At 44.8% G+C, this 25,873-nt stretch carries 23 protein-coding genes; 8 read left to right on the top strand and 15 right to left on the bottom strand.

Annotated features, from left to right (window positions below; translation table 11 throughout):
- Window positions 1-2: 2 nt before the first annotated feature.
- Genes B0180_RS05400 through B0180_RS05385 form a run of 4 tightly spaced genes read right to left on the bottom strand, consistent with a single transcriptional unit; the run spans window position 3 to window position 3,770 of the window.
- Window positions 3-893: a DUF3025 domain-containing protein gene (locus tag B0180_RS05400; protein WP_078256017.1), complete on the bottom strand. Its 891-nt coding sequence runs from the start codon at window positions 891-893 to the stop codon at window positions 3-5.
- Window positions 890-1,774, bottom strand: coding sequence for a class II glutamine amidotransferase (locus tag B0180_RS05395; RefSeq protein ID WP_078256016.1), 885 nt, complete (start codon window positions 1,772-1,774; stop codon window positions 890-892). Before B0180_RS05395 ends, B0180_RS05400 begins: the two co-directional genes overlap by 4 nt.
- Window positions 1,775-1,813: 39 nt before the next feature.
- Entirely contained in the window at window positions 1,814-2,722 is a 909-nt protein-coding gene (locus B0180_RS05390) for an AEC family transporter (protein ID WP_078256015.1), read from the bottom strand.
- Between the two features lie 46 nt (window positions 2,723-2,768).
- Entirely contained in the window at window positions 2,769-3,770 is a 1,002-nt protein-coding gene (locus B0180_RS05385) for a homoserine kinase (RefSeq protein ID WP_078256014.1), read from the bottom strand.
- Between the two features lie 199 nt (window positions 3,771-3,969).
- Between B0180_RS05385 and hisF the strand changes: the two genes are divergently transcribed.
- The 5 genes from hisF (at window position 3,970) to B0180_RS05360 (ending at window position 7,650) form a co-directional block, all read left to right on the top strand.
- On the top strand, window positions 3,970-4,743 hold the full coding sequence (hisF, locus tag B0180_RS05380) for an imidazole glycerol phosphate synthase subunit HisF (RefSeq protein ID WP_078256013.1): 774 nt from the start codon (window positions 3,970-3,972) through the stop codon (window positions 4,741-4,743).
- Between the two features lie 113 nt (window positions 4,744-4,856).
- Window positions 4,857-5,351, top strand: coding sequence for a 6,7-dimethyl-8-ribityllumazine synthase (gene ribH, locus B0180_RS05375; RefSeq protein ID WP_049235667.1), 495 nt, complete (start codon window positions 4,857-4,859; stop codon window positions 5,349-5,351).
- 186 nt (window positions 5,352-5,537) lie between these two features.
- A complete protein-coding gene (nusB, locus tag B0180_RS05370) occupies window positions 5,538-6,080 on the top strand; it encodes a transcription antitermination factor NusB (RefSeq protein WP_078256012.1) in 543 nt (180 codons plus the stop codon).
- 6 nt (window positions 6,081-6,086) lie between these two features.
- On the top strand, window positions 6,087-7,025 hold the full coding sequence (gene thiL, locus B0180_RS05365; protein ID WP_078256011.1) for a thiamine-phosphate kinase: 939 nt from the start codon (window positions 6,087-6,089) through the stop codon (window positions 7,023-7,025).
- 49 nt (window positions 7,026-7,074) lie between these two features.
- Entirely contained in the window at window positions 7,075-7,650 is a 576-nt protein-coding gene (locus B0180_RS05360; RefSeq protein ID WP_078256010.1) for a phosphatidylglycerophosphatase A family protein, read from the top strand.
- Window positions 7,651-7,705: 55 nt separating this feature from the next.
- Here the strand turns inward: B0180_RS05360 and hslO are convergent, their stop codons facing one another.
- Both hslO and B0180_RS10160 read right to left on the bottom strand, forming a co-directional pair.
- Window positions 7,706-8,614 carry an Hsp33 family molecular chaperone HslO gene (hslO, locus tag B0180_RS05355; protein ID WP_078256009.1) on the bottom strand — a complete coding sequence of 303 codons (909 nt, stop codon included), beginning with the start codon at window positions 8,612-8,614 and terminating at the stop codon, window positions 7,706-7,708.
- Window positions 8,615-8,636: 22 nt separating this feature from the next.
- Entirely contained in the window at window positions 8,637-8,783 is a 147-nt protein-coding gene (locus B0180_RS10160) for a hypothetical protein (protein ID WP_167366927.1), read from the bottom strand.
- Window positions 8,784-8,861: 78 nt separating this feature from the next.
- On the opposite strand from B0180_RS10160, the gene glmS reads away from it, so the two are divergent.
- The 3 genes from glmS (at window position 8,862) to B0180_RS05340 (ending at window position 13,151) form a co-directional block, all read left to right on the top strand.
- A complete protein-coding gene (glmS, locus tag B0180_RS05350; protein ID WP_078256008.1) occupies window positions 8,862-10,700 on the top strand; it encodes a glutamine--fructose-6-phosphate transaminase (isomerizing) in 1,839 nt (612 codons plus the stop codon).
- Between the two features lie 367 nt (window positions 10,701-11,067).
- Complete coding sequence (locus B0180_RS05345; RefSeq protein WP_078256007.1) at window positions 11,068-12,141, top strand: YjgN family protein; 1,074 nt, start codon at window positions 11,068-11,070, stop codon at window positions 12,139-12,141.
- 8 nt (window positions 12,142-12,149) lie between these two features.
- Window positions 12,150-13,151: a M48 family metallopeptidase gene (locus tag B0180_RS05340; protein WP_167366926.1), complete on the top strand. Its 1,002-nt coding sequence runs from the start codon at window positions 12,150-12,152 to the stop codon at window positions 13,149-13,151.
- 24 nt (window positions 13,152-13,175) lie between these two features.
- On the opposite strand, the gene galE is transcribed toward B0180_RS05340, so the two are convergent.
- The 9 genes from galE to B0180_RS05295 are packed head-to-tail and all read right to left on the bottom strand — an operon-like array spanning window position 13,176 to window position 25,865.
- Complete coding sequence (gene galE / locus B0180_RS05335; protein ID WP_078256005.1) at window positions 13,176-14,225, bottom strand: UDP-glucose 4-epimerase GalE; 1,050 nt, start codon at window positions 14,223-14,225, stop codon at window positions 13,176-13,178.
- A 22-nt stretch (window positions 14,226-14,247) separates the two neighbouring features.
- A complete protein-coding gene (locus B0180_RS05330; RefSeq protein ID WP_078256004.1) occupies window positions 14,248-15,513 on the bottom strand; it encodes a UDP-glucose/GDP-mannose dehydrogenase family protein in 1,266 nt (421 codons plus the stop codon).
- A gap of 3 nt (window positions 15,514-15,516) precedes the next feature.
- Entirely contained in the window at window positions 15,517-17,136 is a 1,620-nt protein-coding gene (pgi, locus tag B0180_RS05325) for a glucose-6-phosphate isomerase (protein ID WP_078256003.1), read from the bottom strand.
- A 31-nt stretch (window positions 17,137-17,167) separates the two neighbouring features.
- The gene (locus B0180_RS05320) at window positions 17,168-18,034 is read right to left on the bottom strand and encodes a UTP--glucose-1-phosphate uridylyltransferase (protein WP_078256002.1); all 867 of its coding nucleotides are present in this window, start codon (window positions 18,032-18,034) and stop codon (window positions 17,168-17,170) included.
- On the bottom strand, window positions 18,031-19,386 hold the full coding sequence (locus tag B0180_RS05315; RefSeq protein WP_078256001.1) for a glycosyltransferase family 2 protein: 1,356 nt from the start codon (window positions 19,384-19,386) through the stop codon (window positions 18,031-18,033). The genes B0180_RS05320 and B0180_RS05315 overlap by 4 nt, the downstream gene beginning before the upstream one ends.
- Before the next feature lie 16 nt (window positions 19,387-19,402).
- Window positions 19,403-20,575, bottom strand: a complete 1,173-nt coding sequence (locus B0180_RS05310; protein WP_078256000.1) for a nucleotide sugar dehydrogenase — start codon at window positions 20,573-20,575, stop codon at window positions 19,403-19,405.
- Window positions 20,576-20,603: 28 nt separating this feature from the next.
- Window positions 20,604-21,533, bottom strand: coding sequence for a DUF6492 family protein (locus tag B0180_RS05305; RefSeq protein ID WP_078255999.1), 930 nt, complete (start codon window positions 21,531-21,533; stop codon window positions 20,604-20,606).
- Window positions 21,534-21,554: 21 nt separating this feature from the next.
- On the bottom strand, window positions 21,555-24,413 hold the full coding sequence (locus tag B0180_RS05300; protein WP_078255998.1) for a glycosyltransferase family 2 protein: 2,859 nt from the start codon (window positions 24,411-24,413) through the stop codon (window positions 21,555-21,557).
- A gap of 27 nt (window positions 24,414-24,440) precedes the next feature.
- Window positions 24,441-25,865: a coiled-coil domain-containing protein gene (locus B0180_RS05295; protein ID WP_143821279.1), complete on the bottom strand. Its 1,425-nt coding sequence runs from the start codon at window positions 25,863-25,865 to the stop codon at window positions 24,441-24,443.
- Window positions 25,866-25,873: the final 8 nt, after the last annotated feature.

Below are 25,873 nucleotides of genomic sequence, written 5' to 3'. Positions count from 1 at the left end.
CGTCAGCGCTTGGAGTTTTTGCGCCCTGTACGAAAAACAAAGGCATCTTGATAAAAGTCTGGATCGGCATTATCCCAAAAATACGGCACACCTAAGATGGGTAAAGGGTGCAGCTGCCTTGGGGTCACACCTGCCACCAAAAAGTCATTGAGTTGTTCACAGAGCATCTCATCAATATACTTTAACTGCTCAAGCTGTGATAGCCCAAAAAATGCTTGGGGCACATGTAAAATGAGCGTGTGAGCACATAAAGATTTATAAGGCGATATCAGCTGCTCAAGCAGCGCATGCCCAAAGACGAACACTTTGGCGTGCGTATCTTTTGATGCCAGATGATCCCAATATTGGCGCGTTTTGACCAAGCAGTTTTGCCAATCAAATGCCGCCAAGGCACTGCCAATCTGCGCGCCGATGGTATCTTGGCTCACCACCACGATGGCACCATTTTCATCAAAAACGGTGATGGTATCGCGCACACGGCTACGACCATTGCCACTGTTTTGATCGTCATCATAGGCGATGTGCTTGGCGTTGAGTAGCGCCTTTGACTTGGCAAATACCGACCATACACACGCCCCAAACCAGTCATGCAGATTATCACGCGTGGGGATTTTGGCGGTCTGATGAATATATGCTTCGTACGCCGTGCCGTGTGGCAGATCGTCTTGAGCAGTGAATTGAAGCGGCGTATTTGTGCCATGCAAATATGGCACAATGCCGTTTGAAGAAAAATACTCGTTGAGCCATGCCGACAGATGACCGCCTTGATAACTCTTGGCAAATGCTGCATGGATCTCACGATAAGGCGCAAGATGGGGCGCTGTTTGGTTGATGTGTTGAAAACTTTGCCAAAAACCCAAATCAACTTGAGCAGTGTCTTGAGCGTCTGTCACACACTGGCTCCCACGCTGCGTGCGAGCGCCACACCTTCTTCAATGCTTAGATAAGTTTTTTTGCTTGGGGTGTCTTTGAAAACTACTTCACCATCTTGAAAAACCAGACACTCATCCACCGCCATCTGCTGCCATTTTTCATTGTCAGTCAAAGGAATGGTCACCAAGATCGTCACTTTGTCCTTATCGGTGGTCACATCGCTAAAATTCACCGTCATCTCACCATCTGACAGCTTAGCTTCGCCAAATGGCGCTTTGCGTGTCAAATAAAACAGCAAGCTGCCTGCATACGCCAATTGCCAATTGCCATTAGAAATCAGGCAATTAAACAGCCCATTTGCCGCCAAATATCGGCACTGCGCCGTCAAGAACGCAAACAACATCTCATCAGTTGGGCGGGTTTTAAAAGTTGCCTTAAGGCGATTGAGCAGATAACAAAAAGCAAGCTCGCTGTCTGTGGTGCCGACAGGCGCGTAGTGCTCTGCATTGCCATTATTCATCAGCCTTTGGGTGCGACGAATAAAGCTGTCGGTCATCTGTCCATTATGCGCAAATGCCCACTGCTCGCCCCAAACTTCACGCACAAACGGATGAATATTCGCAAGCCCATGACCGCCTGTGGTCGCCTTACGGATATGGGCAATCACATTCATCGCTCGAATCGGATACTGATTCACCAAATCCGCCACAGGTGACAGATGGCTTGGCTTATCATCATGAAACTGACGAAGTCCAATATCGCCTGACGCCGTCCGCTCAAAAAACGCAATCCCAAAGCCATCTTCGTGATGGTCGGTCAGTCCGCCGCGCTTTCTAAATCCTGCAAAGCTAAAGCCAATGTCGGTGGGCGTATTACAGTTCATTCCAAGCAGTTGACACATGAGAATCTCTTCATAAATCGATGAAAAAATAAGTCGGCATTATAGCACAAGCCACAAAATCACAGGCAAGCTTAGCATCGCAAGCAGTGTCTGCATACTGATGATGTTCGCCATGAGCAAGTGATTACCGCCCAAAGCTTGGGTCAGTGAATACGCCGTCGGTGCGGTGGGCAGCGCAAAAAACAGCGTGATAATTTGCCGATCAATCCCATCAAGCCCCACCAAAGTACAAAGCCCATAGGCAAGCAGCGGTACACCCATCAAGCGAATCAGGCTATTTGCCACAATGATGTTAAATTCGCCTGCATTTAATCTAAACTGAAGCGCCGCCCCAATGCACAAAAGCCCCAAAGGCAAGCTTGCCGATGCCAATTGACGCAAAAACTGCTCAATCCCCACCGCCAAATTGAGCGGCGAAACATTAAAAGCCATCGCCAATATACAAGCGACAATTAAGGGATTTTTGAGCAAATTCATCATCAGCACACGCACATCAAAGCCTTGTTTGAGCGTGAGCGAAATCACCGAGATGATATTAATCAGCGGAATAAACAGTGCAATGATGAGCGAAAATAGCACCATCCCAAGCTCATCAAATAGTGATGCCACCAGCGCCAAACCTACATAAGTATTAAAACGTATGGCGCTTTGAGTATAGACGCCAATATGATCGCTGTGAATTTTGAACACCACATAAGCGATAAAAATAGCAGCACTCACCCCAAGCAGCACCGAGAGCACCACTGTAATTGCTAGCGAAAATTGAGCCAAATCCATCTTTGCTGTTGCAAGATTTAAAAACAGCAGCACAGGAAAGAGTACATAATAATTCAGCTTATCCAGCTGCTGCCAAGTTTTTAGGCTCAAAAACTTGTGCGCATTCATCAGATAGCCTGTCGCAATGCACAAGCTAAGTGGTATCAGACTGTTAATAATGGGTGCAAACATCTGTTAGTTATCCATCACCACTGCCGCCATCCTTGCCTACTTATCATCAAGCCACCCTGCCCCAGTGATACGCCGCCAAGCGCTTCATCAGATCAGGATTTTTGACCATGATGTCATCGCCTGTGCGCCCTTGCTCTCGGTTATAGTGAATGACATTGAGGCGCAAAAGCCAAAAGATCGTCGCACTATAAGCCAACATGACAGGCAAGGCGTCTTTTTCTGCTGAGGTCAAAGCACGCACGCTTTGATAGCCTTCGATAAAGGCGGTCATTTTTTGGGTATCAAAATTCACGCTCTCGCCATCATTAGCGGTGCCCCATGTGGTACAAAAATCATTGATCGTGATGGCGATGTCCATCAAATAATACTCGGTGGAGACTTCGGTAAAGTCCAAAAGCCCTGTCAATTTGGCAGCACCCCCTGAAAAATCCCACAGCGTATTATCAGCAAATAAATCCAAATGGCATAAGCCTTTGGGCAACGCTTGGGGCAGATTTGCGTGCGCTTCCCAAATGTCATGCATGAGCTTGGCTTCATCAGTTGGCATAAATGCCGTCTCGCGCGCCTTGACACGCGTCCAGTCATACAGCGGCACGCCGTAGTCTTCGCTCGGCTGTAAGGTTGTCAAGGTGTTGTGCAAAGTGGCTAAAGCCTTGCCCATCTCATGACACATGGCGGCATCTGTCAGCGCAGGATGGCTGCCTGACAGCTTTGGGACGATTAAGATGGCTTTATTTTCATAGCGCATCACGCAGTCTTCGCCGATGTGATTGCCCTTGGCGGTCATCTTGATGAGCGGCGCTGCGATGGGCAATCTGTCCTTGAGTGTGTGCATGATGGTCGCCATCTTGATGATATCATCAGGGACGCGCTCTTCGTACAGGGTGAACACATAGCTAAACTCATCGCCTTCATCACTGTCGGTTTGGATGAACCAATTTGAGTTTTTGATGCCTTGAACAATCGGAATGGCGCGGCGAAACTTGACCCCAAACAGACCACAAAAAGCAAAAAATTCATCATCGGATAAGTGAGTATAGACAGACATGAGCAATCCTAACGCAAAATAAAAACTGTATTGTAATGGATTTTAAGGCAGTTGCGATAAAATTTTTCTCAATTTATTAAAGAATGATGACGGCATTTTTCGAGCTTTGGTAAGCTTGGTGTGCCCAAATCATGCACAAAATTTGGCAAAACTTGCTATAATGCTTGGCATCTTGCTTAGCTTACAGTAAAGGATACTCATGTTAGCCAAACGCCTCATCCCCTGCCTAGATGTTGAAAATGGTCGCGTCGTCAAAGGCGTGAATTTTGTGGACATCAAAGACGCAGGCGACCCTGTTGAAGTCTCCAAGCGCTACAATGACCAAGGCGCCGATGAGATTACTTTTTTGGACATCACAGCGACCTCAGATGGCAGAGACACCACCTATGATATGGTCGAAAAAATCGCTCGCTCAATTTTTATTCCGCTGACGGTCGGCGGTGGGGTGCGTAAGATCGAAGACATCCGCAATCTACTCAATGCAGGCGCCGATAAGGTTGGGATCAACTCTGCCGCCATCACCAATCCTGACTTGGTCAATGATGCCGCCGCACGGTTTGGCAGTCAGTGCATCGTGGTGTCGATTGATGCCAAACGCGTTACCAAAGCTGATGGCAGTATTGGTTTTGAGATTTTTACGCACGGCGGACGCAAAGCCACAGGCATCGATGCCATCGAGTGGGCGGTGCAGATGACCGAGCGCGGTGCAGGCGAGCTGTTGGTGACAAGCATGGACGGCGATGGCACGCGCCAAGGCTATGATTTGTTATTGACACGCACCATCAGTGATTTGGTCAATATCCCTGTCATCGCCTCAGGTGGCGTGGGTAATTTACAGCACTTAGCCGACGGTGTCCTAAAAGGCAAAGCCGATGCGGTGCTCGCAGCGAGCATTTTTCACTTTGGCGATTATACCATTCAACAAGCCAAAGCATATATGACAGCCCAAGGCATTCCTATCCGTCCGATTTGAGCCGACCGCGTGGTGATCACGAAGTATTTTATAAACTGGGCAAATTTTTGGGTAAATTGTGGTAAAATAGGCGGAATAACAAGCAAAATACACCGTTTATTTAAGGGCATCTTATGACAACTTATACCGCACAAAAAGCCGCCATCACCCATATCGAAGGCGCGCTAGACAGTAATAAAAAAGTACGCATCGGCATCGCTGTCGGTCGCTTTAATGGTTTTTTGGTTGAAAGCTTGGTTGAAGGCGCACTAGACGCCTTGGTGCGCCATGGCGTCGCCGGCGAGAACATTGATGTGGTGCGCGTACCTGGCGCCTTTGAGCTGCCATTGGTCGCCAAGCGTCTGGCACTGTCTGAAAAATATGACGCCATCGTGGTGCTTGGTGCCATCATCCGCGGTGCCACGCCGCATTTTGACATTGTCGCCAGTGAGTCTGCTAAGGGCTTAAGTCATGTGGCACTACATCACAATATCCCTGTGATTAATGGCATCTTAACCACCGAAAACATCGAGCAAACCATTGAGCGCGCCGGCACAAAAGCGGGCAATAAAGGCTATGAAGCAGCGATGACTGCGCTTGAGATGGTCTCTGTGCTAAAAGCACTATGATCTCAAACGCCATGACTGATTGAGCGTTTATGGCATTTACCCTTTAGCTGACCACTGAAGCACACTTATGCGGTGTGCTTTTGGATTTTTCCAATACTATTTAACAATCAATTCATCTTGGACTTTGGCAAGTTTTATTTTATGATATGACTATCTTTGCCAAAGCACTCTAAAGCTAGGAACATTATGACTGATCATGACATTCTTCTTGCCGAACAAGGCTACAAAACCTCTCACACTGCTGTGCGTAAGGCACGCAGATTTGCCCTTCAAGGTCTGTATGAGTGGCTCACGACAGACTATCGCCTAAACAAAATCGATCGTGCGCTTGCCGGCGGTAATGAGCCGCACGCCATCGTGGCACGCACTCGCGCTGACAATGCCATGCACACGGTGCATTTGGGCTATTATCATGAAATGATGCGCCGCATTCCTGAGCTTGTGGATGAATTGATTGCTGATATCTCAAGCCATCTTGACCGTGATTTTGGATCGCTGGACACTGTCGAACAAGCGATCTTATTGATCGGTGCTTATGAGCTCAAATACAGCCTACACATTCCTTATAAAGTCGTCCTTGATGAAGCGATGCAGCTGAATACGCATTTTGGCGCAACCGATGCTCATAAGCTGATTAATGCGGTGTTGGATAAATACGCCAAACAAGCGCGCAGCTTAGAAGTCAATGCCGATAAGGGCAAAAGCTCAGCATCAGCAGACACCCAATAGCTCAAAATGTCCGAATTTTCCTTAATCTATCGTCATTTTGGCAGCGCCACTCCGACCCACGCCAATACCATCTTAGGCATTGGCGATGATTGTGCCATCAGCCAACCCCCCACAGGCAGTGAATTGGTCAGCTGTTTGGATACTTTGGTGGCAGGCAGGCATTTTCCGCACACGACCTCGCCCCACGCCATTGGCTATAAATCGGTAGCCGTCAATTTATCCGATCTTGCGGCAATGGGGGCAACGCCTTATGCGATTTTGATGGGCGTCTCTTTGCCAGATCATCTTGCCAATGATGCATTTTGTCACGATTTTGCTCAAGGCATCAAAGCAGCGTGTCAGCCATTTGGGGTGGAGCTGATTGGCGGTGACACCACTGGCAGTGATGTTCTGGCGGTGACGGTGACGGCGCTTGGATTTATCCCCCAAGGTCAGGCGATCAAAAGACAAGGGGCAAAATCCGGCGATCTCATCTGCGTGAGCGGTAAGATTGGCTTGGCAAGTTTTGCTTTGTCAGACATTTTAAAAGGTAATGATACGCCGTTGCGATCAGCGCTTGACTATCCGACACCGCAGGTGCTTCTTGGGCAGGCGCTGCGTGGCTATGCCTCGTCGATGATAGACATCTCAGATGGGCTCGGGCAAGATCTTGGGCACATTCTGAGAGCCAGCGGCGTGGGTGCAAGGCTGGATTTGGATAAAATTCCCACTGATGCGCTCTTACATGAGTTGCCCAATCAGTCAAAATGGCAACATATATTAAATGGTGGCGATGATTATCAGCTGTGCTTTAGTCTATCGCCTGATCGTTTTATGGCATTTCAAAGAGATTTTCCTGACTTGGCGATTTATCCGATTGGTAAGATTATTGATGCTCAAGATCTAACCTTGATGCACCATGATGAGCCAGTCGAAATTCCCATCAAAGGTTGGCAGCATTTTTAGATCAATTAGCAGTCAATCACTCATATCAACTCATTAAATAACCACACTCATGACACAGCAAAAGCCCGATATCCATCAAGCCAATCCCTGCCCGCCCTGCCCGCTAAGCGCAAGCAGCCAAGAGAAATTGATCTACTGGCTTGGCATTGGGCTTGGTTCTGGACTGCCGCAGCGTGCGCCTGGCACATGGGGCACTGTTGGCGGCTTGGTGGTCGCCCTGGTGCTGCTGCCACTTGGGGCTTGGGCACTGGTACTGACTACCGCATTAGGCTTGCTGCTTGGGCATTATATTTGTGAGACAACTTCTAAGCTGATGAATGTGCATGACGATCCGCACATTGTGTGGGATGAGTGGGTGGGCATGTGGCTGACGCTTTTGCCGACCGTGTTTGTGCTGCATCACATGGACTTATTAAACGGTTTATATGGTGATGCATCACTGATGGCTTGGCTATTTGGGCTTGGGTTTGTCTTGTTTCGCCTGTTCGATGTCGTCAAGCCTTTTCCGATTTCTTGGGCAGATAAGCAAATGTCTGGCGGCTTTGGTATCATGCTGGATGATATTTTGGCAGGCGTGATGGCAGGGATCATCACGGTGATTGTGATTTATAGCTTTATTTTATAAACCGACACCCAAGCAATTTGTGGGTGTCGGTTTGGAATCTTTGAAAGTTGAGCACTTAGGCTTGAGCATCTGCAAATAAGCGATCCACCGCTTGATCATCAAATCGATACGTCCTACCACAAAAACCGCAGTCCAGTGTCAGCTCTCCGCCATGTGCCATCACCGCCTGCTTGGCTTCGTCATAGCCCAGCTGCAAGATGGCGCCTTCGCTTTTTTCGCTTGAGCAAGTACACGCAAAATGCAGCGGCGCAAGACTTGGCAACACCACTTCTTCTTCATGATATAGCCGATACAAAATTTCGTTGGCATCCAAATCGGTGATCTCATCCACCTTTAGTGTATCGGTGAGCGCCGTTAAGCGATCCCACAAATCAGGGTCAGCCTCTTTGTCAGCATCGCTTTGGGGCAGCAGCTGCACCAAAACACCGCCTGCGGTCGTGTCATTAGTGGCAAGCTTAATGATGGTTGGGATTTGGGCAGACTGCTTTTGGTAATGCGCCAAACATTCCCCCAAATTATCACTGACTCGCTCAACAATGCCTTGATACGCCTCGCCTTTTTCAGGATGGATGCTGATGAACAGCACGCCTTTGCCAAGCTCACCGAAGGCTTCATCACTAGTTGTCAGGTGCTGCCACACTGCATCATGATCACCTATGGCGTCAAAGCCAGCTAAGCCTCGCACAGCGCCGGTGTGATCACACTCCGCCATCGCCCAACTAAGGCGAGCGTTCGGATCAGAGCTTTGTAGCTGAATGGATAATTTGCCGTCTATCTTTAGCGTGCTGATCAATAAGCTTGCCGAAACAAGCATCTCGCCAAGCAGCGCTTTGATGGCAGCAGGATACTCTTTTTGGGCGATGACCGTCTGATAAGCGTCGGTGAGCTTCACCACATCGCCACGCACCACCGAGTCATCAATAAAAAACCGTTGGCGGTAGTCATTCAAAGTTTGGGCTGTCATATTATGTCCGTTTTTGGTGTGTTTAGGCTAATATGGGGATCAATTGATCATTTGCAATTGCCGCATCGCCTAAACCTTGATTCAAAATATCAGCAGATTGTTTATCAAAAATCAACATCTTACCCCTATCTGATGTGCTATAATTTATCAGATTGATGACAATTTTCATCTACTGCTTTGCCTAACGATTTGGGGCATGGCAGCGTCATTGATTGCTAATTTTTAATTTGATACTAAGGAACAGCTTATGTGCGGTATCGTTGGTGCCATTCGTACGCATCACAATGTGGTAGATTTTTTGACAGACGGGCTGAAACGCCTAGAGTATCGCGGCTATGACTCATCAGGCATCGCCGTGCAGACCGATGAAGGCATTCGCCGCGTACGCCGTGTGGGGCGGGTGGCGCTCATGGAAGAAGCCGCGAAGAAAAAAGAAATTTATGGTCTGACTGGCATCGGTCACACGCGCTGGGCGACACATGGTGGTGTCACCAAGCCCAATGCGCATCCGCATATCTCTGCAGGGCTAATCTCAGTGGTGCATAATGGCATCATTGAAAATTTTGAGTCAGAGCGCAGTCGTCTTGAAGGCTTAGGCTATGAGTTTGAATCCCAAACCGATACCGAAGTGATCGCTCATAGTATCCATCAAGAATACACCACCAATGGCGGCGATCTGTATCGAGCGGTGCAAACAGCGTGTTCGCGCTTTCATGGCGCTTATGCCATCGCCGTGATCGCCAATGATGCACCAGATCAGATGGTAGTTGCACGCATGGGCTGTCCATTATTAGTGGCATTCGGTGATGATGAAGTATTCATCGCCTCTGATGTCTCAGCAGTCATTGCCTTTACACGCCGCGTAACATATCTAGAAGATGGTGACATCGCTCTACTCCAAGCCGATGGCATCCAAAAGCTGCTTGACAAAGACGGCAACGAAGCCGACCGCGCCATCAAGACTTCAGAGATGTCTTTGGCGTCTCTTGAGCTTGGTCCATACAGCCACTTCATGCAAAAAGAAATCAACGAGCAGCCACGCGCAGTTTCTGATACCGCTGAGATTTTCTTAGAAGGCGGATTCATTGCTGATAACTTCGGTGAAGATGCGCCTGAAATTTTTGCTAAAATCCAAAGCATCAAAATTTTGGCATGCGGCACATCATATTATGCCGCATTGACCGGCAAATATTGGCTTGAAAGCATCGCCAAGATTCGCTGCGATGTCGAGATCGCAAGTGAGTACCGCTACCGTGATGTGATCGCAGATCCTAATGAGCTGATTATCACCATCAGTCAGTCAGGCGAGACGCTGGATACCATGGAAGCACTTAAATACGCCATGGCACAAGGTCACCGCTACAGCTTATCGATCTGCAATGTGATGGAATCTGCCCTGCCGCGCGCAAGCACGCTTGCCATCTTCACTCGTGCCGGTGCTGAGATCGGCGTGGCATCGACCAAGGCATTTACCACGCAGTTGGTGGTGTTATTTGGTCTTGCGGTAACCTTGGGCATCATGCGCGGTCATGTCGATGAATCACAAGCACAAAACTACGCCGAAGATTTGCGTCTACTGCCAGGCAGTATCCAGCACGCGCTTAATTTGGAGCCGCAGCTTGCGTCATGGGCACAAAGCTTTGCCAATAAACCCAGTGCGCTGTTTTTGGGTCGTGGCATCCATTATCCGATCGCTCTCGAAGGGGCGCTCAAATTAAAAGAGCTGACTTATATCCACGCTGAAGCTTATCCTGCCGGGGAGCTCAAGCATGGTCCGCTGGCTTTGGTCGACGAAAATATGCCCGTAGTCGTGATCTCGCCTAATGATGGATTGCTTGATAAAGTCAAAGCCAACATGCAGGAAGTAAGCGCGCGCGGCGGCGAGCTGTTTGTATTGTCAGATTTAGACAGCGATTACACCGCAAGCGAAGGCATCCATGTGATTCGCACACCGCGTCACATCGGCATTTTATCGCCGATTGTGCATACGATCGCTGTGCAGCTGCTGTCTTATCATGTGGCGCTTGTACGCGGCACTGATGTTGATAAGCCAAGAAACCTTGCCAAATCCGTGACAGTTGAGTGATGAAAATGGCTCAAGTGGCGGTCGAGTATGATACCTAATTACTCGCCTACACTTGAGCTTTGGTGCTAAATCATCTTATTTTTAATCAAGCTTCCTTGCTAAAGAGATCACCTTTAGCAAGGTTGGCTTTTTTATTTAACCAACAAAATTTTTAATATATCATTGATATTTTCAATCATCAAAAGACGATAAATTCAACTTTTAAACATACTTTATCAAGATGATCTAGGTCAATCATTCCAAATCTTCTAAGCCACAGTGATCAGCCATTTGACAATAAAACCCTTATCAAGATAAAGAATATTTTATTTTTACTACATTTTTGATACAATGGCGAAATATTATCATTTTTAAAATCATTTGTATCATGACTCACCCCACGCCCCCACCACTTAATCGCCATCATTCTTATCAGCAAGCACCTGACGTGCATGATTTTTATTTTCATGGTACGGGCATGGGGTATTTTAAAATTTGGATTGTCAATTTGGTGCTGACCATCATCACGCTTGGGTTTTATTCCCCTTGGGCAAAAGTACGCAGGCTTCGTTATTTTTATGGTCATACACAGATTGATGGGCAAGTATTTGATTTTACTGCAAATCCCAAGCGTATCTTGGTTGGGCGTCTCATCGCCCTTGGCATTTATTTGGTGATTGCTGTGTTTGGGCAGTTTTCGCCTGAAATCGCAGCGATGGGCTCTTTGATTATCTTTGTGGTCATGCCTTGGATTGTGCGTTCTACCATGCGATTTCGAGCAAGAAATAGCCAGTACAACAATGTTCGCTTTGCCTTTGAAGGCTCGCTAGGCTCGGCGTATCTGATTTTACTTGCTGGTGTCATACTCATTCCCATCAGTGGCGGTCTGCTTGCGCCTTTGGTATGGTGGCTGTTTAAACGCTATCAATTTGACAACACCTATTTTGGGCAATTAAATTTTGGGTTTCATGCCAGCATTTGGGATTTTTATAAAGCGACGCTGCTGCCGATATTGTTGCTACTTATCATTGCCATCGTAGGCGGGGTATTTTTTGCGGGGGCAGGCACAGTCGGTCAAGACAACGATGTGGTCATGGGCTCTGCCTTTTTAGTGATGATTGGGGTGTTCTATCTTTGTATGCTGCTGATAGTGCCACTCATGCAAGGCTATGTCCATCAGGCGATTTGGCGTCATCTGACCTTGGGGGATAACGAATTTGAGCTGATAGATTTTAGCCCCTTAAAATTTGCACTCATCCAACTGACCAACTACATCGCCATCATATTTAGCCTTGGGCTGCTTCATCCTTGGGCAGCAGTACGCATTCACCGTTATAAAACCCACACGCTTCGCTTGATTGCTTATGACGACTTTACACAGATGACCACGCCTAGCCCAGACAATGTCTCACCGCTTGGAGAAGAAATTGGCGATGTGTTTGATTTTGACATTTCATGGTAATCACAATGATGGCAACACCGACAAAAGTTCGCTATTTTGATGGCAAAATCAGCACCGCTCACACAGCTGACATCATGCCCCTGTCTCATCAGGGCAAGACAGACGGCTTCACCATAAGCTACGGCGGTCATGAGCTGCGTTATTGTAGCGACGATGGCGAATACCTGCCTGCGGTAGGCGGTTCGCCCCATGCGTTGATGATGAAAGATGGGTCTAGAATAGAATTCATCCATGGTGTGCCTGAATGGCTGACGCTTGAAAAGCAGTCTTTGTTTGCCAAAATCGCTCGCATGGAGAGCCAATGGGTGTGGATTGGCACAAGCGTGGTCATCATGTGTGTGTTGGTATTTGGCATGTTTAAATTTGCCATTCCCCTAGCGGCACACCACATCGCTCAAAGACTGCCTGCAGATACCATGATGGCGGTGGGCGACCAAGCCGAAAGCTATGTGATGGACATGACCACGCCCAGCACTTTACCCAAATCTCGCCAAGATGACATCGTCGCTTTGTATGATAAGCTAGATGGCAACCCAAAAGCCAAAATCATCGTGCGAGGCGGTGGCGATGTTGGTGCAAATGCCCTTGCCATACCCAATAACACCATCATCATCACCGATGAACTCATTCATCTGACGGACGATGACAACCAAATTCTAGCCGTACTGGCTCATGAACAGGGGCATTTGGTGCATCGCCACAGCCTAGAACAAGCCATCAACAGCCTCGGGATAAGTGTGCTCATCGTAGTCATCACAGGCGATACGTCTGACATGCTGCTGACCTTACCTGCCCTACTGACTGTCGCCGACTACTCACAAAAAGCAGAGTTGCAAGCCGATAGATTCGCCATTGATGAGCTAAAACGCCTGAATGTCTCTGTGATACATCTTGCTGATTTTTTTGAAAGAATGAAACAAGAGCAAGGTAATGGGCATGGACACTGGTCATTATTGTCCACCCACCCCAAAACAGACAAGCGAATTGAGCAAGTTTATCAATACCAATAAACCATCTGTATGACAGCTTATTGATTAGGAGTTGCGATACCCCTCAGGATTGCTTGACTGCCATCGCCAGGTATCCACGCACATACGCTCAATGTCCAACTCAGCCGTCCAATTAAGCACAGCTTTGGCTTTGTCGGCACTGGCATAACACATCGCAATGTCCCCAGCTCGTCTTGGGGCAATCACATAAGGCACCTGCTGACCGGTGGTGCTGACAAAGGCACCAACCAGCTCCAGCACACTGGTACCATGCCCTGTGCCCAAATTGATCGGCTCAAAGCCAAAAGCCGACGCTTGCTTGGCGATATATTCTAGTGCCTTGACATGACCTTTTGCCAAATCCACCACATGAATATAATCGCGCACCCCCGTGCCGTCTGGCGTGTCATAGTCATCCCCAAAGACCGACAACGTTTCAAGCTTACCCACCGCCACTTGTGAGATATAAGGCATCAAATTATTCGGAATGTCGCTTGGGTCTTCGCCAATCAAGCCTGATACATCCGCGCCAATGGGGTTAAAATAACGCAAACTGACAATGTTCCATGACGGCACATTTTCTGACTTTGCCAAGTCTTCTAAAACATACTCCACCATAAGCTTGGATTGCCCATAAGGGTTGGTACAAGAGCGTCTGGCAGTCTCCACAATCGGCAACATCTCAGGCGTGCCATACACGGTGGCGGACGATGAAAAGATGAAGTTTTTGACTCCAAATGCCGTCATCACTTCCAAAAGATTGAGCGTGCCTGCCACGTTATTTTGGTAGTATTTTAAAGGCTTTGCCACGCTTTCGCCAACCGCCTTCAAACCAGCAAAATGTATCACCCCAAAAAACTCATACTCAGAAAAGACTTGGCTTAGGTGGTCTTTGTCCAGCACATCACCCTGAATAAAGGTGATTGCTTGACCGACAATCTGCGCTACCCGCTCTATCGCCACAGGGCTTGAATTGGATAAATTGTCATACACCACCGGCTTAAAGCCTGATTTAACCAGCTCAATCAGCGTATGCGAACCGATATAACCCGCCCCGCCGGTGACTAATATTTTTTTAACTGTGTGATTTTGCATAGTATCCCCCCTCTGTGATAAATTAGTCTCGTTTTTCTCGTCCGATGCCATAATAGGGCGCGGTGAGCGCCACAACACTGTCATCGTCCAAAATATTTTTGGCATCAAAAATCGGAATATTCACCTGATTAAGCGCATGAATGTCTGGCTGAGTCAGCAAAGACCAGTTGATAATAAACAGCGCATCCACCTTTGATAAATCCTGATATGGATCATGGATCAAAGTCAACAGCGGATGCCCGCCATAAATTGACTGCATCTCAAAGGCGGTGTTACGCGTAAAAACACGAGTATGAATCCCATAAGACCACAAAAGCTTCAGTAGTGGATGAATGGCAGAATGAGTCATGCGAGAGGCGCCATTTCGATAGCCAGTACCCCAAATCATCACTGCCTTTTGCTCAATAAAGCCATTAAAATATCGCCAAAACTTGCGAAAAATCAGCTCTTTTTGGTCATCATTAATGTGATTGACGGCGCTGATGAGCGAGGTATCGACACGGTTTTGTTTAAACTTATCCATCAAAAGCTCAAGCTCATGCGGTAATGTTTTACCGCCAAAACCCCACCCTGCCGACAGATACGCAGGACCGATACGGCTATCTTGGGCGATGATCCGCTCAACTGACTTGATATTTACCCCTTGCTTATCAGCAAGTCTTGCCATTTCATTCATAAAGGACAGCCGAGTTGCAAGCATCGCCATCATGGCACTTCGGGCAAATTCTATTGTGACGATATCAGCGATTTGGCAGTCCTTGGCGTGCTGCTTGAGTCTTAATAACATCTCACACTGCGCCACACTGTCCTTGGTTTTTTCGCCAATCATCACCAAGTCTGAATGATAAAACGCATTAAAATTCGCCCCATCTTTCATAAAGCTGATGGGCAAATAATACACCCAAGATGACTTCATCCGCTGTGCCAGTGCCCCGACATCGCCAATTGAGCGCACACCGCTTAAGATCACTTGACTGTGCGGACTGTCCACTGCATGGACGACTTGATCAATCAGATCCTCATCGACATCATCCAAAAACAGCCACAAAAGCTTGGCTTGTGCAGATGCTAAAAAAGCATGGACACTTTCATCACACAGTTTGATTTTTTGTTCAGCGCGGTACAGTTGCCACAGCGCCGACATTTGATGGTCAAATTGATAATGCTCAAGTGTCGCTTGGATATCTTGCTCATCTGCAAACAGACAAACTTCATAATCCAAACTTGCTAACCACAAGCAAGCATTGATGGCTTCGTGCTGATGACCGATCACATAGATGTGTTTCATAAATTATCCTCGGATACGCTTAATGACAGACAAAAGCGTATTGGTAGAGCTGTCAAATTGATCTGCATCATGCACGCTTGATAGCTCGTCATAGACACGGTTTGCCATGACCTTACCGACTTCAACACCCCATTGATCAAAGGGATTGATTTGCCAAAGCACGCTCATCACATAGACTTTATGCTCATATAAGGCAATCAAAGAACCCAAAGTCTTGGGGTTTAGATCGCTTAATAACAGCGTGGTTGAGGGCTGATTGCCCCGATATTCTTTAAATTTAGCAAAATCATCGGCGCTATTTGTCATGCTAGAAGGTAGGGCAGCATTGCCAAAAGCAAGCACTTGCGACTGCGCCAGACAGTTTGCCAAAGATAATTTGTGCTGATCAGCCAAGTAAGCATTTGCCACCTGTGCATCATTATAGCGGCGAATCGGCGTGATAAAATCACAAGACACCCGCTGCGTGCCTTGATGCAAAAGCTGATAAAATGCATGCTGTGCATTTGAGCCGATATCACCCCACAAAATCGGGCAAGTGCCATAGTCCACCGACTCGCCGCATCGTTTGACCGATTTGCCGTTAGACTCCATCTCAAGCTGCGTCAAATAATTGGGGAAATACTCAAGCCTGCCATCATAAGGCAGCACGGTATGTGCATTAATGCCCAAAAAAGTGGCATTCCACACCCCTATCAGCCCCATGAGCACTGGTAAATTTTTTGAAAAATCGGTGTTTGCAAAATGCCGATCCATCTCATGCGCGCCTGCCAGTAGTGCCCGAAAATTAGCCATGCCGATACGCACTGCGATCGCAAGCCCAATCACTGACCACATACTAAATCTGCCGCCAACCCAGTCCCACAAAAGCAGCTGATTATCCGAATGGATGCCCCAATCGCTCATCCTATCAGGTCGCGTGGAGATGCCGATAAAATGACGGCGTAAAATCGTCGGCTTATGATCATGAGCAGCCAAAAGCCAGCTTAGGGCAGTTTTGGCATTGGATAAAGTATCAATCGTCCCAAAAGATTTTGATGAGATGATAAACAAGGTCGTCTGCGGATTGAGCACTTTTAATAGGCTGTCTAACTGCGTGCCGTCCATATTAGACACAAAGTGAACGCAAATATCCGTATCCGCCCACTCTGACAGCGCGGTGGCTGCCATCAAAGGACCCAAATCCGAACCGCCCACACCGATATTGACCACATCGCGTATCGCCTTACCCGAATAGCCACGCCACACGCCGCTACGAATGCGATTGACCAACACCTCGCATTGATCTAGGCTATCATGCACCTGCTGCCCTACATCGGCGCCATCGACGATAAGCGCTTCACCTTTGGGTAGTCGAAGCGCGGTATGAAGCGCTGCCCTTTGCTCGGTGTCATTGACCTTTTCGCCAGTGATAAGATCACTGATTTTTTGGAATAAATCAAATGTATCGGCAAGCTGGATGAGCTTTGCCAAAATTTCATCATCGATCGCCTGCTTACTAAAATCCATATAAATATCGCAAGCAAAAGCAGACAGTCTTTGACCGCGTGTCTCATCGTCAGCGAATAGCTGCTGCAAATCGATCGGTGTGCGTGCCAGCGCCTGTAAATCATGCCAAGTCGTCATCAGACGTCCTTATTTTATGGTTTGATAAAAATTAAAACGACTGACCCACTTGACTGGCAAAATAAACAAATGCCTGTATATAGGTCGTCATATCACCGGCATCAAAGCTTGGCCCTTTCATCGTAACCACATCCATACCCTGCTGGCTGATGAGTGCGTCAATGGCATCGGTCAGCTGAATCTCACCGCCCACACTTGGCTTGGTTTTTGCCAAATACTCAAAAATCTCTGGACTAAACACATACCGCCCCACCACCGCCAAATTGGACGGTGCGACATCCAGACTGGGTTTTTCTACAAAACCCAGTACGTCAAATGATTGATTGGTACCTGATTTTTGGATGCTTAATTTATCACTGAGCCGTGCGATGCCGTACTTATGCACATCGCTATCCGCCACAGGGTCAACCAAGATCTGACTGCGACCTGTTTGAGCAAATTGAGTCATCATATACGCCAAATTATCCACCCCAAAATCCGTGGTAAATGGGTCTAACACGACATCGGGCAGCAGCACGGCAAAGGGATTGTCGCCCACCACCGCACGCCCTTGTAGCACCGCATGACCCAGCCCCAGTGGTCTGCCTTGGCGTACACTCACCACACGCACATCAGCAGGCAAAAAGTTTAGGCTGTCTGCCAAACTGTCTTTGCCTTTTTGGCGTAGCTGACTGTCAAGCTCAGCGTTGATGTCAAAGTAGTTTTCAATGGCGGACTTTTGGGCGTGGTTGACCAGCACGATGTTTTTGATGCCGGCACGCACCGCTTCTGCAACCACATAATGAATGGCAGGCTTATCTCCTAAGGGTAAAAGCTCTTTGGGCACCGCCTTAGACAAAGGTAGCATACGCGTCCCAAAGCCTGCGGTGGGGATAATGGCGTGGGTGGGGGTGTTCATAGTTTACTCTCTTGTAAATCATTTAAATTATAGCGAATATCGTCAGCACTCACCATTAGCTTATTAGGAACATCAAATAATCGCTCTTGCATCTGCCGTTCTAGACCAGGCATATTAGGCAGCTGGCCTTTTTTGATACGGTCAATGTGCCACAGACGCCAAGCCTCCCAATAATCCAAGCGATCGAGTGCTGATGCCTTATTATGGATGCCGTAATCCTCCGAATTCATCAGCGAATCATGAGAATGCCTGGCAAATGTCAGTGGTTTTTTGATAGAAATAAACCTCTCGCCATAAGCCAGTTTTAACCGCTCGAAAAATTCACTGTCTGCACCAGTACGCACTGCGTGCCAAAGCCCGACTTCTTCTTGTACTTGTTGGCGGCGAAACAGTGGCGATGCTGGATTTTGACGCAACAAAGGATAATATTGCCGAGCGTAATAATTTGCCTGATCATCAATGCGCAGCCAATAAGAATTAGTCACCATCAAATCAGCATCGTTGATCAAAGGCTCTACCTGTTGTTTGATCTTATCAGGATGTGCGATGTCGTCCGAATCCTGACAAGTCATAAACTCGCCCGTGGCATACATCGCCCCGATACTTTTGGCAGCAAAAGTGCCAACATTTTTTGGCAGTCTAATCAGCATCATTCGCTTATCTTCAATAGAGTTAATCTGACTGACCGTATCATCACCACTCTGATCATCAATGACGATCACCTGTATGTTTTGCCAAGACTGGCTGAGCAGGCTTTTCAGGCAAGATGTGATGGTCTTGGCGGCATTAAATGCAGTGACCAAAATTGTGACTTGATGCGGACTGCTGATGCTGTCTGTCGGTAAAAACTCAAACGCATCCAAACCAAAGCCATCACCATCTATCAAAGGCAATAAGTCAAAGCACTGTAGATATTCATTAAACAATGCCCGCTTTTGCTGACGATCAATAGTAAGATTACTCAAAAACAGCAAGCGCTCATCGCTATCCAACTCCGTCATTAATTCCTGTCTTATTTGGCCATACTCAAGCGATAGGGCAAAATAAATTTGGCTCAGCCAAGACCATCTTGGTAGTCGATCAAAATGGTTTTGCAAATAGTCAAAAATAATCTTGGGATAAACTGGTGATAGCTCTTTGATGATAATCTTAAACCATTTATCATTTTGATGCTGATCAAGGAGCTGACCGATCATAAAGCGCGGCTCACTGACAGCAAAGCGCTTAAGCGCTGCCAACTGACGAATGGTTTTTATTTGCCTTATTGGTAAATAAAATTTTTGTTGGCGCACCTTTTCATACAGCCCAAGCTGATACGCTTGCCAAAACTGATTTGGTAAAAAACCATTCATCTTCTAAACAACAGGCTCAATCATCCACACCTGAGATGTCTCGAGAATAGACTTTGTCTAGCACATCTGTCAAGTCATCAGTAATGCGATTGGCGATGATAATGTCTGATTTTTGTTTAAATTCAGCTAAATCTGCAACCACTTGCATTTTATCCAGCTCATCAGCATCATGCTTTGGCTCATAAATGATGACAGAGATACCGCGTCCACGCAATCTTTTAATGATCCCAAACATCGCAGATGCCCGAAAGTTATCGGAGCCTGCTTTCATAATCAAGCGATATACACCTACCGTATTGGGGCTTTTGGCGGCGATGTCTTTGGCAATAAAGTCTTTACGGGTCGTATTAGACTCTACAATGGCTTGAATGAGATTTTGGGGCACTTCTTTATAGTTGGCCAAAAGCTGCTTAGTGTCTTTGGGTAAGCAGTAGCCACCATAACCAAATGATGGGTTGTTATAATAATTGCCGATACGGGGGTCTAAACACACGCCTTTAATGATTTGAGCGGTATCTAGTCCATGAGCCCCTGCATAAGTATCAAGCTCATTAAAATAAGCGACACGCAGTGCCAAATAGGTATTTGCAAACAGTTTAATCGCCTCAGCCTCGGTACTGTCCGTTAATAAAATCTCTACCTCTTCTTTAACAGCACAGTCTAGAAGCATGTCAGCAAATGCTTTGGCACGCTCAGATTTCTCACCGACGATAATCCGACTTGGATACAAGTTATCATATAATGCCTTACCTTCTCTTAAAAACTCAGGCGAAAAGATAATGTTATCCACGCCAAGCTTATCTTTAAGCTCAGACACAAAGCCCACAGGAATGGTAGATTTGATGATGATCAATGCTTTGGGGTTAATACCCAATACATCATTAATCACCGCCTCCACACTACTGGTATCAAAATAACCAGTCTGTGTATCATAATTGGTAGGTGTGGCGATGATGACATAGTCCGCCTCTTGATAAGCCAGTGTTTTATCCGTCGTTGCGATCAGTGAAAGCTCTTTGCGTGCCAAAAAGTTCTCTATTTCGATATCTTCAATGGGTGTTTGACGAGCATTAATTTTATCTACTTTACGCTGATCAATATCCAAAGCGATGACATCATGTTTTTGGGCTAATAATACAGCGTTAGACAGTCCAACATAGCCTGTGCCTGCGATTGTGATTTTTTTCATATAATCTAAGTTTCATAAAGAATTATTATTAAATTGTAGATTGATTTTTTGGGTCAATAAACCAATCCAACCTCTCCCAAGGAAATATTAGTATTTCATTTAATAGTAAATTTATTATCTCTGTATGTTCTACTGACAATTGAGCCAGCCTCTTTCGATGCAAACCCAAAAGATAAATATTATCCTCTTTCAAATTCTTAATCATTTTATCGACATCAGCATAATTAGAAGGGTAAATAGCAAAGAGAGTTCGGCAAATGATAGGCTTGTGTTTGTATTTAGCAAGTAAATTATATTTATATAGGAAAGCATAATATAGGAAGAATTCTGTTATTTTACCATGAAAGCTTTCAAATAATTTACTCAAATCATTACCAATGCGTGGTTGAAGGTATTTTAGCAACTGTATCATTATGTTTGTTTCAATTACATAAGGGGTAATAGTAGGTATAATTTTATCTTCAATATCTTCATCGCATTCAATTGCTTTAAAAGAATTTTTAACATAATCTCTCCAATTATCGCCCAATTGAGAAAAATTGGTAGTATATTTTCCTGAATCCCTATCTATAAACAGTGCTAAATCTGCCTTTTTTATGAAGAAATTTTTTGCATCTAAGAGTATGTAAGTCTTGGTCTTAATTTTGCTAGCAATAATCATTTTTAAAATCTGCTGAGAGCGCTGTCCATCAGATTTTTCAAAGTCTCTTTTTGATAGCAGGTGATGAGAACTAATAAAACGCAGCTTAGAAAATAAAGCCTCACTCAAAAATAATTGAGTCTTGTTTCTTAATTCTTCCTCCAAATGCGTATTTTTATCATTAATAATAATAAAATACTCTTCTAATGCTTTAATATCAAATAATCTATCAACCGATATTAATTGCAGAAGCACCATGCGTAAATCATTTTGGTAAGTTATTGTAACAAAACTTGTCTTTTCACTCATTTCACTCATTTCACTCATTTCACTCAAATATTATAGTTGATATATAATAAATTTATTCTTAGCAATACCAACCCCTTGCTTTGCTTCTTCAATTTGTTGCTCGGTCCATTGAAGTTTTCGCTCCCAAGGCATATAGGTTAAAGCATTACACCGCTTAAGGCTTATTCCATCCCGATTCTCTAATATCAAAGTCATAAGCTGAAACAATATTTCCTCTGCCAAATACTTTGGGTAATCGTCATTTGCTTTACACAATTCTAAGAATTGTTCTAGCAACTCAAAAATTGGTTTAGCTACCTCATAACTCATAAACATTCCTTGGGCTGCACCCTTAATTGGAATGTCAGCAATATCTTTATTGAGATATTGCTTGGTCCACTGCTTAAGAGACTGATGGGATAGAATTTTGTCTTGCCAATAACCATTGACTTTACCAAAATTCATTCCGATATCAGCTTTTTTGATATAGTCGTAAGAGTGATGCTGCACATATAAGCTATCAAAATTATCAAAAATAATATAATCAAATTCTATTCCAGTACGAAGTAGTTTATTAAAGTTACTAACAAGATACTCTACCTGTCTAAACTTATAATTACTATAATCCAATTCATGGTTAATGACAACCTTAATGCTATTCTCTTTTTCAAAGGTCTTAACCTTCTGCATTACATCTTGGCTTAGTCTCTCCGGATTGACATGAGCAATGATAACACTTGCCTCCGGATTGTACTCGAGAATATTATGAAGTTTATCTAATAATCTATCAAGACTATCTGGGTACACTAAGCTAAAAGCCAATTTGGCAGCTGAGCTTAGGTTACTTACCTGATACTGAGCTTCATGATTCTTTTTGAAAACGTATCGTCTGCTTGCATCATCCTCATCAATTGCATCATAACTGTAGTAATCCACCCCCTGGCGCTGAAGGGATCGATTAATCACCAAAAAATGGTTTTTCTTTTGCATGTCTAGTTTTTTGATCGAAGTATTATTGCCGTGTAATACTCGGTTATAGCAAATCTTATTGATATGCTTAAACGGCCCCACTTCACTTAATTTAAGATAAATGTCTAAGTCAACAGAGTTTTCAATGTTTTCATCAAAACCAGAGGTTAGGTGCCAAGCTCTCGCAGTAAACATTCTAAAATGATGTACTATCATAGCTGTTGTTAATTTTTCTCTTGAAAACTCAGGCCAATTATAACCGTCAGCGATCAAACTACCATCAGGATTTACGTTCCTATTAGTAGTGTACACACATGCTAAAGAACGATCTTTGAGAAACTCTGCCAAGCATAACTCAACCGCATCAGGCTCCAAATAGTCATCAGAATCTAACTGACCAATATAAAATCCCGAAGCGTGCTTTACAGCATTATTGGATGCTGACGCTATGCCTCCATTTTCTTGTGAAATAATTTTTACCCTAGGATTTTGCCCATAAAGTCGGTTAATCACGTCTAATGTATTATCTGTTGATCCATCATTGCAAATACAGACTTGCAAATCCGTGATGGTTTGATTCAGGGCACTATCCACACAACGCTTAATCGTATCTGCACAGTTGTATGCAGGTATATAGATAGATACTAGCGGGACTTTATGTATTAATGCACTCTCAATTGGTTGTAATTTACGGTAAAAATAAGGCACTTTTTCTTTTACAATATTAATTGTGATCTTCTTACCTTCCGCTCTGTCCGTTTCGTTTTCTTTACCTGGAGGTTCTTGATGATATGCCATACCCCCCTCGACAGCTCTGAAAAAGCAACCATTCTTAAATAAACGGTAACCAAATTCATTGTCCTCACCACCCCAATGGGTGAATTCCTCATCAAACCAACCTGCTTTATCCAACCACTTTTTAGAAAAAGCAACATTTCCGCCGCTAAAGTATCTAAATGGTGAATCACATAATCGCAAATTATCCGTTCTTTTAAAATGTTCCAATCGCCAATCAACAGAGATCTCACCTTCTTCTTTACCGGCAACTGAGTTGTTCGTACGTACCTCTGGTAAATTGCTGATAAGATTTTTGTTTGACCTAAAGTTTTCGGGCAATATATTTTGGGTGTCTACATATTTCCTAGGTCCTATTAATGCCACATCATCATCTTCAAGTAAATATTTGACATACGATTGGACCCATAATGGATTCGGTGCCATATCACAGTCCAATATAGAAACAAAATCGTATTTTGCCGTCCTTAGACCCAAATTCCTGACCGCACACAACTGATAGCCATAGTCTTTTTGACGGACATATTTAATATCCAAATCTTTTTCATACTTCCTTACTACAGAACAAATATCCTCTTTACTACCATCATCAGCAACAATGACTTCAAAAGGATATTCCGACTCCTGGTTTACTAAGCAACTTAATGTAACCTCCAAAATGTGGCTACGATTAAATGTAGGTATCACAATAGAAAGACCGACATTATCAACTTTATGAGTAGATTTTCTTATTTTTCTTACATTTTTATTCCAGTCAAAATCATTAGGACCTTCTGGCAAGGGTGCTAGTATTAGATCTTTCGGAAAGTCTGAAGGGATAGAATTAACCTGCTTAATTGCTGCACTATCCGATTTTTTAGAAGTAATGTTTTGCCACTGGTTTATTAGCTTATTTTTAGTGGCGATATCTATAGATGATTCCTGATTAAGCTGCATAATTTGAGTGGCAAGATCAAGATCATATTCTTTCAAAGAGGGATTTAGATCTGACAAATCATTTTTTAAACCTAAAAAATGCTTACACTTAATAATATGGTAACGGACTAGATTCTCACCGTAAATATTTGCCGCCTGCTCAAATAAATTTAAAGCAGATTCATATTCTTTATTATTATATTTCGATATTGCCTGCGCTAATAAAGACATAACACAAATCCTTAAACTTAAAAATTATCACTTCTTAAACCCAACAATCTCTCTACCCAATTTCACAGGCAGATCAACCATACTCTTTGGAGATTTTACTCCATCAACCAATGTTTTGCCCAAGCGATAAGACAAATGTTTTTTTACTTTTTCCGCCTCGTTAGCATCTTGATATGCTTCTACTGGTGGCAGCTCTTTGTGTTCGTCTTTTTGAAACTGACGATATTCTTTCATCAGCGCCAAGGGGAGTTTTGCTAAGTCTTTGGTAGATTTTGAATGACTCACCATGGTCGAACCTAAGCGATAGGGCAGATCTTGCTTGATCCTGTCTGCCGCACCATAATAAACGGTCTGTTTACTCTGAACCTGCGAACTAGCCGCATTTACAGAATTATTTTGAGATTGGTTATTTAATTTTAGCTGCTGATTTTCAAGATAATATTTCTCAAGCTCTTCTTGGACTTGATGTAGCTGCCTGATAAGTAATTCATTTTCTTGCTGCATCGATGAGTTATTTTCGTTTGCTTTTACACTGTTTTCTTGGGTCAGCTTTTTATTTTGCTCTGTTAGCCTAGCTACTTCATCATCTGATTGCTTCTTTAAGGCAGCTAACTTTTGAGACTCTTGTTTTACCAATTCGTCCAGTTTGACTTTTTGCTCATGAATCGCTTGCTTTTCTTTAGTTAATTGAGCAACTGACTGATTGAGTTCATCAGATTTTTTATTTAATTCAGCAGCTCTTTTTTCAAGTTCGCTTGATTTTTTCTTTTCTTTGTTGAGTAGATCAGTTGATTTTTTAGTTTCAAGATAATATTTCTCAAGCTCTTCTTGGACTTGATGTAGCTGAGAAATGATCAGTGTATTTTCTTGCTGCTGATCTGCCAGCTGCCCTTGAGCCACCTTTAAGGTTTGGATATCTTTATCATGGTCTGCCTTAGCTGAGGATATGGCCTGTTTTAGATTCTCAGTTTGGCTTTGGAATTCTTTTTCGGTAGCTAGCAATTGCTCTTGTGTGCTTTCAAGCTGTTTTTGCTGAGCGATGGTTTCTTTTAATAAGCTTAGCGTGTTAAAGGTTCTTTTTTGCAAAGCTAAGGGTAAATCCGCCTGCGCCTGCAGCTGCATAAATAGCTGATTAACTTTGTCGTGCTCTAAAAGCAATTGTTCGGCAAAAAACTGTGACATTTCAGACAGTTGAGGCTTGTCCTGCAGATCTGACACTGCCAGCAACTGGTCATCAGCGACTGAGCTGTCCATCTGCCAAGTAATTTTATCAGAAACGGCTGAGACATAGTTTTTGGCGGAATAAATCACCTGCTCACCATTAACAAGCAGGCAGCGGTTTGGATATTTTTGCTGGAATTCAAGCAGGGCCTGATTATAAGATGACCAGTCTTTCAGCGCTTGCTCAATGGCTCCCTCACTAAGATCGTCTTGCCCTGCACCATCTAACAACCTAACCA

Origin of the sequence: Moraxella canis (assembly GCF_002014965.1) — a bacterium.
GTDB classification, from domain to species: Bacteria; Pseudomonadota; Gammaproteobacteria; order Pseudomonadales; family Moraxellaceae; genus Moraxella; species Moraxella canis.
This window is presented reverse-complemented; position numbering and strand designations above follow the sequence as displayed.

What these genes read in the sequence shown, in the direction of transcription:
- thiL (WP_078256011.1), top strand. Translation starts at nt 6,087, where the DNA reads ATGTCCGAATTTTCCTTAATCTATCGTCATTTTGGCAGCGCCACTCCG.
- B0180_RS05390 (WP_078256015.1), bottom strand. Translation starts at nt 2,722, where the DNA reads ATGTTTGCACCCATTATTAACAGTCTGATACCACTTAGCTTGTGCATT.
- B0180_RS05315 (WP_078256001.1), bottom strand. Translation starts at nt 19,386, where the DNA reads ATGAATGGTTTTTTACCAAATCAGTTTTGGCAAGCGTATCAGCTTGGG.
- hisF (WP_078256013.1), top strand. Translation starts at nt 3,970, where the DNA reads ATGTTAGCCAAACGCCTCATCCCCTGCCTAGATGTTGAAAATGGTCGC.
- ribH (WP_049235667.1), top strand. Translation starts at nt 4,857, where the DNA reads ATGACAACTTATACCGCACAAAAAGCCGCCATCACCCATATCGAAGGC.
- B0180_RS05330 (WP_078256004.1), bottom strand. Translation starts at nt 15,513, where the DNA reads ATGAAACACATCTATGTGATCGGTCATCAGCACGAAGCCATCAATGCT.
- B0180_RS05395 (WP_078256016.1), bottom strand. Translation starts at nt 1,774, where the DNA reads ATGTGTCAACTGCTTGGAATGAACTGTAATACGCCCACCGACATTGGC.
- B0180_RS05340 (WP_167366926.1), top strand. Translation starts at nt 12,150, where the DNA reads ATGGCAACACCGACAAAAGTTCGCTATTTTGATGGCAAAATCAGCACC.
- B0180_RS05305 (WP_078255999.1), bottom strand. Translation starts at nt 21,533, where the DNA reads ATGAGTGAAATGAGTGAAAAGACAAGTTTTGTTACAATAACTTACCAA.
- B0180_RS05360 (WP_078256010.1), top strand. Translation starts at nt 7,075, where the DNA reads ATGACACAGCAAAAGCCCGATATCCATCAAGCCAATCCCTGCCCGCCC.
- hslO (WP_078256009.1), bottom strand. Translation starts at nt 8,614, where the DNA reads ATGACAGCCCAAACTTTGAATGACTACCGCCAACGGTTTTTTATTGAT.
- galE (WP_078256005.1), bottom strand. Translation starts at nt 14,225, where the DNA reads ATGCAAAATCACACAGTTAAAAAAATATTAGTCACCGGCGGGGCGGGT.
- B0180_RS05320 (WP_078256002.1), bottom strand. Translation starts at nt 18,034, where the DNA reads ATGAACACCCCCACCCACGCCATTATCCCCACCGCAGGCTTTGGGACG.
- pgi (WP_078256003.1), bottom strand. Translation starts at nt 17,136, where the DNA reads ATGACGACTTGGCATGATTTACAGGCGCTGGCACGCACACCGATCGAT.
- B0180_RS05345 (WP_078256007.1), top strand. Translation starts at nt 11,068, where the DNA reads ATGACTCACCCCACGCCCCCACCACTTAATCGCCATCATTCTTATCAG.
- B0180_RS05310 (WP_078256000.1), bottom strand. Translation starts at nt 20,575, where the DNA reads ATGAAAAAAATCACAATCGCAGGCACAGGCTATGTTGGACTGTCTAAC.
- glmS (WP_078256008.1), top strand. Translation starts at nt 8,862, where the DNA reads ATGTGCGGTATCGTTGGTGCCATTCGTACGCATCACAATGTGGTAGAT.
- B0180_RS05385 (WP_078256014.1), bottom strand. Translation starts at nt 3,770, where the DNA reads ATGTCTGTCTATACTCACTTATCCGATGATGAATTTTTTGCTTTTTGT.
- B0180_RS05300 (WP_078255998.1), bottom strand. Translation starts at nt 24,413, where the DNA reads ATGTCTTTATTAGCGCAGGCAATATCGAAATATAATAATAAAGAATAT.
- nusB (WP_078256012.1), top strand. Translation starts at nt 5,538, where the DNA reads ATGACTGATCATGACATTCTTCTTGCCGAACAAGGCTACAAAACCTCT.
- B0180_RS10160 (WP_167366927.1), bottom strand. Translation starts at nt 8,783, where the DNA reads ATGAAAATTGTCATCAATCTGATAAATTATAGCACATCAGATAGGGGT.